The sequence below is a fragment of the Sphingobium sp. RSMS genome, from assembly GCF_005406185.4.
In the GTDB taxonomy this organism is placed as follows: domain Bacteria; phylum Pseudomonadota; class Alphaproteobacteria; order Sphingomonadales; family Sphingomonadaceae; genus Sphingobium; species Sphingobium fuliginis.
The window spans coordinates 3688331-3699908 of sequence record NZ_CM191257.1 but is presented as its reverse complement, the minus strand read 5'-3'; the positions used below and the strand labels follow the sequence as shown (position 1 = coordinate 3699908).

The 11578-nt window shown below is 60.6% G+C and carries 8 protein-coding genes and 1 pseudogene; 6 read left to right on the top strand and 3 right to left on the bottom strand.

What is annotated here, in order from left to right; translation table 11 throughout:
• The first annotated feature begins 355 nt into the window (after positions 1 to 355).
• The 3 genes and pseudogenes from clpS to EGM87_RS17975 all read left to right on the top strand — a co-directional run.
• Positions 356 to 715, top strand: a complete 360-nt coding sequence (gene clpS / locus EGM87_RS17985; RefSeq protein ID WP_229742482.1) for an ATP-dependent Clp protease adapter ClpS — start codon at positions 356 to 358, stop codon at positions 713 to 715.
• 258 nt (positions 716 to 973) lie between these two features.
• Positions 974 to 1507, top strand: coding sequence for a hypothetical protein (locus EGM87_RS17980; protein WP_137709389.1), 534 nt, complete (start codon positions 974 to 976; stop codon positions 1505 to 1507).
• Between the two features lie 231 nt (positions 1508 to 1738).
• Positions 1739 to 1984 (top strand): annotated as a pseudogene (locus tag EGM87_RS17975) (helix-turn-helix domain-containing protein); the annotation flags it as partial.
• A 176-nt stretch (positions 1985 to 2160) separates the two neighbouring features.
• Here the strand turns inward: EGM87_RS17975 and istB are convergent.
• Positions 2161 to 2889 (bottom strand): IS21-like element helper ATPase IstB, encoded by a 729-nt coding sequence (istB, locus tag EGM87_RS17970; RefSeq protein ID WP_099185604.1) that lies wholly within the window; start codon positions 2887 to 2889, stop codon positions 2161 to 2163.
• Positions 2876 to 4390 (bottom strand): IS21 family transposase, encoded by a 1515-nt coding sequence (istA, locus tag EGM87_RS17965; protein ID WP_140042175.1) that lies wholly within the window; start codon positions 4388 to 4390, stop codon positions 2876 to 2878. Before istA ends, istB begins: the two co-directional genes overlap by 14 nt.
• A gap of 430 nt (positions 4391 to 4820) precedes the next feature.
• Here istA and EGM87_RS17960 point away from each other — a divergent pair, with 430 nt between their 5' ends.
• Positions 4821 to 7133, top strand: a complete 2313-nt coding sequence (locus tag EGM87_RS17960) for a glycoside hydrolase family 127 protein (protein ID WP_137709391.1) — start codon at positions 4821 to 4823, stop codon at positions 7131 to 7133.
• 198 nt (positions 7134 to 7331) lie between these two features.
• Entirely contained in the window at positions 7332 to 8717 is a 1386-nt protein-coding gene (locus tag EGM87_RS17955; protein WP_137709392.1) for a glycoside hydrolase family 43 protein, read from the top strand.
• A gap of 592 nt (positions 8718 to 9309) precedes the next feature.
• Here EGM87_RS17955 and EGM87_RS17950 read toward each other — a convergent pair.
• On the bottom strand, positions 9310 to 9993 hold the full coding sequence (locus EGM87_RS17950) for a hypothetical protein (protein WP_137709393.1): 684 nt from the start codon (positions 9991 to 9993) through the stop codon (positions 9310 to 9312).
• 77 nt (positions 9994 to 10070) lie between these two features.
• On the opposite strand from EGM87_RS17950, the gene EGM87_RS17945 reads away from it, so the two are divergent.
• Positions 10071 to 11294, top strand: coding sequence for an IS256 family transposase (locus tag EGM87_RS17945; protein WP_044660505.1), 1224 nt, complete (start codon positions 10071 to 10073; stop codon positions 11292 to 11294).
• Positions 11295 to 11578: the final 284 nt, after the last annotated feature.

The window sequence follows — 11578 nt, the reverse complement described above, 5'->3', positions numbered from 1 at the left end:
AGCGCGCGTAGCCGCCCGGGTAATGGGTCCGACATTTCAAAGAAGGGAGCGGAATAGGCTGACCGCGGGGATGTAGGACAGGATGAAAGCGGTGCCAGGCCGGGCAATAGGATGTTTTTCGCCAGCCGTGGCCGGGAGGTTACAGTCGGCAGGGCCGGTTCAGACGGTGCGATGATCCGCCGGGAGCAGGAGCGCGGAGCCCCCAGGCCAGAACGTGGAACAGAATCGCCGCCTTCCACCCCGTTCCACCCTCCCCCAGGCCGTTCCCACCCGGAAGGATGGTTTACGCCCCGTCGGACCCCTTGCCATGCAAGAGCAAATAGCCATATCCTTCCCCATCATGAACAGCTTCTCGATGATGGCATATCCCGCGATGATGGCGGACAAGGATCAGGACGACCAGGGCGACGGCCCGGGCGGCCCCAATGTCGGCATCGCCACGCGCACGCGCGCCCGGACGAAAAAGCCCTCTCTCTACAAGGTGCTGATGCTGAACGACGACTACACGCCGATGGAATTCGTCGTGCACGTTCTCCAGCAATTCTTTCGCATGGACATGGAGGAGGCGACGCGCGTAATGCTGCACGTCCACCAGCGGGGCGTCGGCGTATGCGGAATCTTCAGCTATGAAGTGGCGGAAACCAAGGTGAATCAGGTGATGGACTTTGCCCGTCAGAACCAGCACCCGCTCCAGTGCACCTTAGAAAAGGCCTGATGGTGTCCCGGGGCACCTGACAGGCGGGCATAACGCGAATCTCACCGGCCCACGACTCGAGGCCATGCCCGGCAATCGATGACGTGGCACGGACCCAGCGGTTCGGTGACGCCTTCAGCCTGACCAGAGGATGGCATTCTGCCAGCGCGGCCGTGCGAGGCGTTTTTCCAGACGGTGCTGTCAGTCCAACGCGAACTCGTCGCCATCAGATGCTCTTATGTCGGCCGGGCACTCCAGCATGGGGAAAGCAGCGAAGGCATGCACATCCCGGCCCGGGAACTGGAGAATATCGTGGTAGAGAAGCTCCCGACCCTGTGCAGGTATCCGTTGCAGTTCGCCATCAACATCGGCATGCTCATCGATGGTGCCAACCTGCCAGCATTCGTCGCCGGCATCGAGACGCTGGCCGGATCCGTGAGACGGCGGGACAGCGACACTCTCCGCAGCCTTCTGGCCAGAATTGAAGTAGGCCGCGACGGGATCACCATGGACTGCCGCTGCCGGGCTCTGGCGCCAGATGCTGGCAGCGGATACGGCACTGAAAGCCGGGTGGTCAGCTTCAGATCCGGTGTACGCCTGACCAGATCGGGACGGGCACTGCGACTGGTCCATGATGGAGATGCACCGACTGCCGATCGCATGGACCTTCCGCTCGTGCGGCTGATCGTGAAAGCCCATCGCTGGTGGAAAATCCTGCGGGACGATCCCGTCGACATCAAAACGCTCTCGGCCCGCGAGAATGTCAGTGCTTCATGGATGACCGCCGCTTGTCTGCAGAGGATCATGTCTTGAGTAGGTGAAGGCCTTCTCATAACTATTCTCGAATGGCGAAATCTCTCGCCGGACGGCTGCATCAAACGAGCATCACCGTGTCATCGCCCAAAACTGGTGGAGGGTGATGCACCATGCCCTGACGCCATGCTCCCGGAAGCAACCTGTAATACCAACCTTCAGTGATGCTGACTCACGCCGATGATTCCCAAACCGGCAAAAGTATGAATCTATGGCGGCCTGTTGGAGGGCATGGCTATGGGTGCAGCGATCGGATTACGGGACGACTTTGATGCGACGAGCTTGAGGCGACTGGCACGGAGCACGAAAAGCGCGAACCAGGGCCGCCGGCTGCTGGCGTTGGCCGAAATATATGATGGCGGTAGCCGCAGCGATGCGGCGCGGATCGGCGGTGTGACGCTGCAGATCGTGCGGGACTGGGTCGTGCGGTTCAATAGCCGTGGCCCCGAAGGCCTCATTGACGGCAAGGCCCCAGGCATGTCAAACGGCGCGCAAACGGGACCCCGTATCGGCGTTGAAGAGGGACCCCCTTTCCGGGATTGAGCGGAGGGTTGTGGGGAGCGCCCTGCGCTGTGCGCGGCGGAGGTCGGGCGTAGCCCGGCCGGAGGCGCGCACAGCGCAAGTCGGTTTTGAAGATGGGGTGAGAGTGGCGACTAACTGCGGTTTTTGAAGCGCCAGCTGTCATTGCCGGTCTCGACGATATCGCAATGATGCGTAACGCGGTCGAGCAAGGCGGTGGTCATCTTGGGATCCCCGAACACGGTAGGCCATTCGCCGAAGGCGAGGTTCGTCGTGATGACGACGCTGGTGCGTTCATAGAGCTTGCTGATCAGGTGGAACAGCAACTGGCCACCAGAGCGCGCGAACGGCAGATATCCAAGCTCATCGAGCACCACCAGGTCGAGCCGCGAGAGCTGGCCCGCCAGGGTCCCGCCCTTGCCGATCCGGGTCTCCTCTTCGAGGCGTGTCACCAGATCGACAGTGTTGAAGTATCGCGCCCGAGCCCCTTTACGCACGAGATTAGCGGTAATCGCGATGGCGAGGTGGGTCTTGCCGGTGCCCGTGCCGCCAACGAGCACGATGTTGCGGCGTACCGGCAGGAACGAACCGTCATGCAGGGAACGGATCAGCCCCTCGTTGATCGGCGTCCCTTCGAAGTTGAACCGCTCCAGGTCCTTCACTACCGGCAGCCGCGCGGCCGTCATGCGATATCGGATCGAGGCTGCGTCGCGATGGGTGGCTTCCGCGCGGAGCAGATCGGTCAGGATCTCCATGGTGGTGCGCTTGCGCTGGAGGCCGGTGGTGACGGCCTCGTCGTACGCCGCGACCATGCCCTTGAGGCCCAGGCCGCGCATCGTGTCGATCATCTCATGCCGCTGCATCATATCCTCGCAGTTGGTCATAGCGGGCACAGTCGGCGATCGGCGGATGGCTTAACATCCGGTCTTCCGAAGTGACGATGCTATGCGGCGTCGCCGGCTCGCGGCGGCGGGAGAGAATGTTGAGGATCAGGTCGTCGCTGACCGTTCCGTTCGCCAGCGCTTCGCGCACCGCCGCCTCGACCTGTTCTAGGCCATCGGTGAGCACGGCCGAGAGCACCCGCACGAACCTGCGATCCGCCTCATCCCCGTGCCCCAGCCTGCGCCGCAGGCGATGGAGGGATGGCGGCAACTCCCAGTCCTGGAACGGCGCGCCGTTGCGCAGGGCGCCGGGCTTGCGGGCCAGAACCGGCAGATAATGCCAGGGGTCGTAAATGGTGCGGTTCCGACCGAAGTGACGCTCATGTTCCCCGATCATCTCTTCGCCGCAACGGATGACGATCCGGTCCGCATAAGCGCGCACCTGTACCGTCCGGCGCGCCGCCTTGGACATGACCGAGTAGCGGTTGCGATCGAAGCTGATGAGGCAGGTGCCGGTGACCGCATGCTCGCTCTCATGGAAGCCGTCGAAGGGCGCTAGGATCGGCTGCAGGACAGGCCGCTCCATCTCCAGCGCCTGGGCCACGGTGATATCGCCGCGCTCGGGATGAGCGTGATGCTCGGCCCAGCGCCGGCACTCCGCCTCGAGCCATCCGTTGAGCTCGGCCAGGCTCGCGAACCGAAGGCGGGGCTGGAAGAAGCGCGCCCGGATCGTCTGCACCTGCTGCTCGACCTGCCCCTTCTCCCATCCTGCCGCCGGTGTGCAGGCGGTCGGTTCGACCATGTAATGGTCGGTCATGATCAGGAAGCGGCGGTTGAACACACGCTCCTTGCCCGTGAACACGCTCGTCACCGCCGTCTTCATGTTGTCGTAGATACCGCGCCGGGGAACGCCGCCGAAGAAGGCAAAGGCCCGCGCATGGGCGTCGAACAGCATCTCTTGGCCCTCGCGCGGATAGGCCCGGACATAGGGCGCACGGGAGGCACAGAGGCGGACATGCGCCACCTTCACCCGCATCGGCTTGCCGGCGATCTCCACATCCTCATGGCTCCAGTCGAACTGATACGCCTCGCCGGGCTGGAACGTCATCGGGATGAACGCCGATGCGTCGTCACCTCCGTCCTTGCGCCGCCGCTCCCGCCATCGGCTCGCGTAGCGGCGGACCGCATCGTAGGAACCTTCAAACCCCTCCCGCACCAGCAGGTCGTGGATGCGCGTCATCCGTAGCCGATCGCGCCGGCTGCGTGCCTCGTTCTCTTCAAGAAGCGTGTCGAGGCGATCCTGAAAAGGACCGACCTTCGGCAATGGCTGCACCTTGCGTTGATAGTTGAATGCCGCCTCTGGAGACCGGATCGCCTTGCGCACTACCTTCCGGGAAAGACGAAGGTCACGAACGATCGCCTTGATCGACTTGCCCGCCGCATGCTCACGACGAATCCGTACTACTGTCTCCACTACCAACATCCCGTTCTCGCCACTTGGTCAAACCACGCGGCCTCATAAAACTCCGGGATGAAAGGGGTCCTTTTTACTCGCCGATCACCCCCCGACTGGGGTGGCTATTGCACGCCGATCCTCACGGGTGTGTGAGCCAACGGCTCAAGCCATACTCGGCAGAGTTAATAGACACGGTTGTGGTTCACAAGCCAGCATTCTCCCCGCACCAGGACTTGAATAAGGAAATGGCCGTGCTGCACCAGCATAAGCACGGGCCTGTATGCGCAGCCACGATGGTGCGTGATCCGCCATATGCGACAAATATCGCGCCCGACGAACGGTCCATGTCGAACCGAGGTGGCGCCTGGACCTCGATATTTACTCCGATAAGATTCATAGTTTACTCCGACAAATTGGTTCGATAGGGTGCTCTTGGGCATCTGATTGGGAGATTTACATGAGCTGGACGCGCCGCGGCACGCTGGGGGCTGGAATCGCGTTTGGGGCCCTGCCGCGATTCACATGGGCCGCGCCGGCTGCGACGTCGATCGCGACACCCTTTTCCCTGTCGCAGGTTAGGTTGAAGCCTTCGATCTTCCTGACGTCGGTCCGGGCGAACGCGCGCTATCTCCTGTCGCTCGACGCCGACCGGCTGCTGCATAATTTCCACGCCGGCGCCGGATTGCCGACCAGGGGTAAGGTCTATGGGGGGTGGGAATCGCGCGGGATCGCGGGCCATTCGCTGGGCCATTATATGAGCGCGGTGTCGCTGATCCACGCCCAGACGGGCGACCCGCAATTCCGCGACCGCGCCGCTCATATCGTCGGCCAACTCAAGGCGATCCAAGCCAGGCACGGGGACGGCTATGCTGGCGGCACCACGGTCGATCGCGACGGCAAGACCGTCGATGGCAAGGTCGTGTATGAGGAACTGCGCAGGGGCGAAATCCGCTCGACCGGGTTCAGCCTGAACGACGGATGGGTCCCCTTGTACACCTATCACAAGGTCATGGCAGGCGCGCTGGACGCGCATCAGCATGCGGGGATCAAGGACGGCTTGACCGTGGCGATCGGGCTGGGCGACTATCTGGGCAAAATCCTAGAGGGGTTGAGCGATACGCAGGTCCAAGACATCCTGCGCACCGAGCATGGCGGGCTGACCGAATCATATGCCGAACTCTACAAGCGCACCGGCAATCGCCGCTGGCTGACCCTGTCGGAACGGATGCGGCATCACGCGATCGTCGATCCGCTTCAGGCCGGGCGTGATGAACTCGCCGGCAAGCACGCCAATACCCAGATTCCGAAGATCATCGGCGAGGCGCGACTGCATGAACTGACGGGCAACGCGGACCGCGCGAAAGTCGCGCAGTTCTTTTGGACCACGGTCATGCGCGACCACAGCTACGTCATCGGCGGCAACTCGGATCACGAGCATTTCGGCCTGCCGCGCCAGCTTGCCCAACGGCTCGACCAACAGACGTGCGAGGCGTGCAACAGCTACAACATGCTGCGCTTGACGCGGCATCTGTACAGTTGGAGTGGCGAGGCCAGCTATTTCGATTTCTACGAGCGCGCGCACCTCAACCATATCATGAGCCAGCAAGACCCGAATACGGGCATGTTCACCTATTTCACCGCGCTGGCACCGGGAATGGGACGGGTGCATTCCAGCCCCACCGAGGATTTCTGGTGCTGTGTCGGCTCGGGTATGGAGAGCCATTCGAAGCATGGCGAAAGTATCTATTGGAAGCGCGGCGATGCGGTTGCGATCAACCTCTATTACGCCTCCACGCTGAACGCGCCCGAAGCGAAACTCGACATGGATACCGAATTTCCGCTGGGCAATATGGTGCGGATTGCGGTGACGAATGCGCCGAAAACGCTCGCGCTGCGCGTGCCGGGCTGGTGCGCCGACCCGTTGTTGAAGGTGAACGGCAAGACTGCGGGCGTCCGGGATGGCGGCTATCTGATGCTGACCGGACTGAAGGCGGGGGACCGGATTGAACTGTCGCTGCCCATGCCGGTACGGGTCGAATCGATGCCCGATGATGCCAAGCTGGTGGCGTTCGTCAGCGGGCCGCTCGTCCTGGCCGGTGATATGGGGCCTGGCAAGGGAGCTTGGGACGGCCTCGACCCCGCCATCGTTACCGACCGCGCGGAACCGGTGCTGGTGGCGGCTGCCGGACTGCATCACTATCGCCTGGGCGAACAGGGCAAGCCGGACGACCTGACGCTACGCCCCTTTTTTGCGCAGCATGAGAACCGCACCGCCGTCTATTTCCGACGCTTCGACGTGGCGGAATGGCCGACCCAGCAAGCCGCGTGGACCCAAGCCTCGAAAGACCGGGCGGACTTGGCCGCGCGCACGATCGACGTGATCCGGCTGGGGGAGCAACAGCCGGAGGTGGATCACGCCTTTGCGGACAGCGGTCAGTCGGCGCCCGTTTCCCACGTCGCCGACCGCAGCCGGAACGTGAATGTCGGGTTCTTCGAATTTGACCTGGCCGTCGCGCCCGGCCCGCTCGCGCTTCAGGTCGCTTATGGCGGCGGGCAGCGCGACAAGGATTTTCGGATCATGATCGATAGCGAGCAACTGGTGCGCGAACGCTTGCCGGGGGAGAGTACTAGCGCCCGCAACGTGCAGACCTATGCGCTGCCGACGAAAATGACGCAGGGTAAGTCGAAGATTCGCGTCCGCTTCGAATCGGACAAGTGGCAGGGCGTCGAGGTCTATACGGCCCGCACCATGCGGCTCAAATCGGTCTAGAGCAGATTCCGATCCGATTGCATCGGCTCGACTGCTCTAAGTTTTTGTTTTGTCGCGTTTTCCGAGTCAGCAGATGATTCCATCTGCTTGGAAATCGCTCTAGCTCGAAATGGGACATATGCTCGAGCGTACGACACAGCAGAGTTCAAGAAGCAGAACTCGCGTCGACTATCCAGTTTGAAAATCGAAGGGATTTCAATGAACGGAATTGGTATCGGGGCGGCGACTGCAATTCTGTGTGCCCTGGCTGTGCCGTCGCTGGCTCGCGCGCAGAATCCTATCGTCCAGACGCATTTCACGGCCGACCCTGCCCCCCTTGTGCATGATGGCGTGGTCTATCTCTACACCAGTCATGATGAGGATGACGCAACCGGCTTCAAGATGCTCGACTGGCAGCTCTACAGCTCGACGGACATGGTGAACTGGACCGATCGGGGAACCGTCGCCTCCTTGAAGACTTTCCCATGGGCGGTGCAGAGCAACGACGCCTGGGCCCCGCAAGTCATCGCCAGAGACGGAAAATTCTACCTCTACGCTCCGATCAGTATCGCGGGGCGGCCCAAGAATGTCATTGCAGTGGCGGTCGCCGACAAGCCTGAAGGGCCTTTCGTCGATGTGTTGGGCAAGCCTTTGATCGCTCCGGCCAATGACAATATCGATCCGACCGTTTGGATCGACGACGACGGTCAAGCCTATCTCTACTGGGGCAATCCTGACCTGTATTACGTCAAGCTCAACAAGGACATGATTTCCTATTCAGGTCAGATCACCAAGGTCGATCGGATCCTGGATTATCAGGAAGGACCTTGGTTCTATAAGCGGAAAAACCACTACTACATGGCCTTCGCCTCTACCTGCTGCTCGGAAGGGATTGGCTATGCAATGAGCGACAGGCCGACGGGCCCATGGACCTATAAAGGGCCTATCATGGCTCACGACGCGCGCGCGACCGGCAACCATCCTGGCATCATCGACTACAAGGGCGGATCGTACCTGTTCGGCTTTAACTATGAACTGAACTTCGCGATGACGCCGATGCATCACGAGCGGCGCTCGGTGGCGGTCGCCAAATTCAATTACAATCCAGACGGCACGATCCCCAACTTGCACTGGTGGGACAGAACCAGCGCACCTCAACTTGAGGCGCTGAATCCTTACAAGCGCGTTGAAGCAGAGACGATAGCCTGGACTTCGCGTCTCAAGCGCGATCAGGACCGGCCATATGATTGGGCCCCGGGCGTAACGACGGCGGGGGATGCGAAATCCGGTATCTTCGTGACCACGACCAAGAATCGCAGTTACATCAAGGTCGCTGGTGTGGATTTTGGTTCCGCTGGCGCCAGACGGTTCATTGCCACCGTCGCCAACGGCCTGCCGGGTTCGATGATAGAGCTGCGTTTGGACCGTACTGATGGGCCAGTGATCGGCACTCTGCCGATCGGCGAAACCGGCGCGCCTGGCGTTTGGCAGGAGCGCCAGACAAGCATAGCAGGTGCAATCGGCACCCATGATTTGTACCTGCTTTTCAAGGGCAGCGGCGACAGGTCGCTATTCGACTTCGATCACTGGCGGTTTGTCCAATAACGACAGGGGGACGGCCAGACATTTGAGCTGGCCGTCTCTTCCCGTGAGCGAGAGACACCCCAGTCATTTGCTTCAACCATGGGATCAAACACATAGTCAGGCCGCTGACGTCAGACGAAATAGTATGGCGCCGTGCGAGGCTATGTCAGCCTCCAGCCGGTTGGCCATGAGGCCCAGGTCGGCCTTCACCTCATTGGCCGTCATTCCCCATGCTTCACCTCGCCGGGGCACATTCCACCACACCCCCTGAAATCCACCACACTTTCCACCACATTTTATCGTGGCTGTGGGTGAATAGTAGCAGACATGATGGCCTCTGAAAGCCAGATTTTCTTCAGAAAACCGCGCCTTTTGGCGGTTGTCTATGAACAGTGATGAATGGGTAAATGGCGGAGCGGGAGGGATTCGAACTCAGGCGCTAAGCGGTTGATTTTCCGCAGTCCTGATTGGCCCTTCTGCTCTTGATACCTCGGAATGTGCCTCGTCGAAAATTCCAACTGATTCCAGCGCGTTGTAGGCTCAGTTCGACGGAGGCCATGGTATTCGAACCCACGATCCGTGGCAAGGTTCGCCTTATCGATCGACAACGGCATCACGAGACGAGATCAAGCCGACCTACACGCTTCATCTGCTTCCGGACCCAAGCTCGATATGCAGCGGATGCCCCCGCGAGTTCGTCACGCATGTTGATTTCCGTGACTTTGAAATTCCCGGGAACGCTAAACTTCAATTCGGATCTGAGGAGTGCGCCCACGACGTAATCGTAGCTGACGCTGTGATCCTCATGATACTCAATTGCGAAGAGATCGAAGGCCTCAGCGATCAGGGGGTCGATAATGGTGTAGATAAACTCGAGCGATAGCTTCCGAAAATCCTGCTGTTCGGGCGCGCAAAAATGTTGGATCGAATTTCGTGCTTGGCGCAAGCGCTCGAAACATTGCTGGTTCGGAAGCCGTTTGCCGGTCGTGGCCCAAAGGATTTGAGGTAACCGCTCGAAGTCGTGTGTGCGCCCGCGCCGAACCAAGGTCTCGATATCGAGCGAGCTGCCTGTGTTGTCATCGAGCGTGAAGATGTCTTTAAAAATCAGCAGTGGGTGCTCTTCAGCGATGATCGCCTTGAGGAATAGCTCACCAGCGTGAGCGGTGTTGAGGATGCAGATGTGCTCCCAATGCTCGTTTCCCGGATCAGAGTAGACCGCGTGCGTGTTAGCTTGCGTCAGCGCGCCGATCGCTAGGTTTAGAATCCGCTGCGGTATCTCCTTGAGCGCAGGATTCATGACGTGGGGCCGTTGCTGCTGGGACTGTCAGGAATTTCGTGTGTGGCGAGGCATAATGGGTAACAAGGAGACCCAATATGTCACGACGCAAAGAACCCTCGATACCGAACGACATTCTCGATCAGCTGCTTGCCGGCACTGACGCGGCGGCAGCGCTCAGCCAGGGCGGCCTGCTTGATTCCCTGAAGAAGGCTTTTGCCGAACGTGCGCTCAATGCGGAGATGGATCACCATCTTGGCCAGGAGGAGCAAGGGAACAACAGCCGGAACGGCTATGGCCGCAAGACAGTGACGACCGACGGAGGACGGATCGAGATCGAGGTGCCACGCGATCGGGCTGGCAGCTTCGATCCGCAGTTGATTGCCAAATACCAGCGACGCTTCCCCGGCTTCGACGACAAAATCATTTCGATGTACGCGCGCGGCATGAGCACCCGGGAGATCACCGGGCATCTGCGCGAACTGTATGGCATCGAGGCCTCGCCCGACCTGATCAGCACGATCACGGACGCGGTGTTGGAGGAGGTCACAGCCTGGCAGCAACGCCCGCTGGACCCAGCCTATCCGCTGGTTTTCTTCGATGCGATCCGGGTCAAGATCCGCGACGAAGGCATGGTCCGCAACAAGGCGATCCATATTGCCCTGGGCGTCATGGCCGACGGCACCAAGGTGGTCCTGGGGTTATGGCTGGAGCAGAATGAAGGCGCCAAGTTCTGGCTGCGCGTCATGAACGAACTGCGCAACCGCGGTGTCGAGGATATCATGCTGGCCGTCGTCGATGGCCTGAAGGGTTTTCCCGACGCCATCACCGCCGTCTTCCCCGAAGCGATGGTTCAAACATGCATCGTCCATCTGCTGCGGAACTCGATGGATTTCGTGGCATGGAAAGACCGTAAGGCGCTTGGGGCAGCTCTGAAGGCCATCTACCGCGCCGTCGATGCCGTAGCCGCCGAGGAAGCGCTGACGGCCTTCGAAGCGGGCTTCTGGGGGCAACGCTATCCGGCTATCGGCCAGAGCTGGCGCAGGGCGTGGCCCGAAGTCATCCCATTTTTCGCGTTTCCTGAAGAAGTCAGGCGGATCGTCTACACGACAAACTCGATAGAGGCCCTCAATTCAAAGCTCCGCCGCGCCGTTCGTGCGCGAGGTCATTTCCCCAACGATGAGGCCGCCACCAAGCTGCTCTATCTGATCTTGAACCGATCGGAAAAAGAGTGGAAAATGCCGCCGCGCGAGTGGAACATGGCGAAGGCTCAATTTGCCGTTCTCTTCGGCGAACGCTTCATCAGGGCCATGACGGCCTGATGGTCAACCGCCTCGCCGCACACGAAATTCCTGACAGTCCCTTGCTGCTGGCCATCCTGGCAACGTCCTCCTGAACCGCGTCATAGAGGCCCATATTCATCGCCAGGAAACCGCCGCCTTCCAGCCGATCCAGCTCGACGAAGCCGGCTCTCTCGAAGATGGACCAGATGTTTCGTTCACCGCGCTCCAGCCACAACTGGATCGCAACAAGGCGCCGTCGCATATACTGGCAACCGGACTCGTCCAATTCGCCTGGCCACCGGAGTACGCGCGATCATCGGCTG

Excerpts from the sequence above, each read along its gene's own strand:
- clpS (WP_229742482.1), top strand. The coding sequence starts at position 356 with ATGATGGCATATCCCGCGATGATGGCGGACAAGGATCAGGACGACCAG.
- EGM87_RS17980 (WP_137709389.1), top strand. The coding sequence starts at position 974 with ATGCACATCCCGGCCCGGGAACTGGAGAATATCGTGGTAGAGAAGCTC.
- istB (WP_099185604.1), bottom strand. The coding sequence starts at position 2,889 with ATGCAGCGGCATGAGATGATCGACACGATGCGCGGCCTGGGCCTCAAG.
- istA (WP_140042175.1), bottom strand. The coding sequence starts at position 4,390 with ATGTTGGTAGTGGAGACAGTAGTACGGATTCGTCGTGAGCATGCGGCG.
- EGM87_RS17960 (WP_137709391.1), top strand. The coding sequence starts at position 4,821 with ATGAGCTGGACGCGCCGCGGCACGCTGGGGGCTGGAATCGCGTTTGGG.
- EGM87_RS17955 (WP_137709392.1), top strand. The coding sequence starts at position 7,332 with ATGAACGGAATTGGTATCGGGGCGGCGACTGCAATTCTGTGTGCCCTG.
- EGM87_RS17950 (WP_137709393.1), bottom strand. The coding sequence starts at position 9,993 with ATGAATCCTGCGCTCAAGGAGATACCGCAGCGGATTCTAAACCTAGCG.
- EGM87_RS17945 (WP_044660505.1), top strand. The coding sequence starts at position 10,071 with ATGTCACGACGCAAAGAACCCTCGATACCGAACGACATTCTCGATCAG.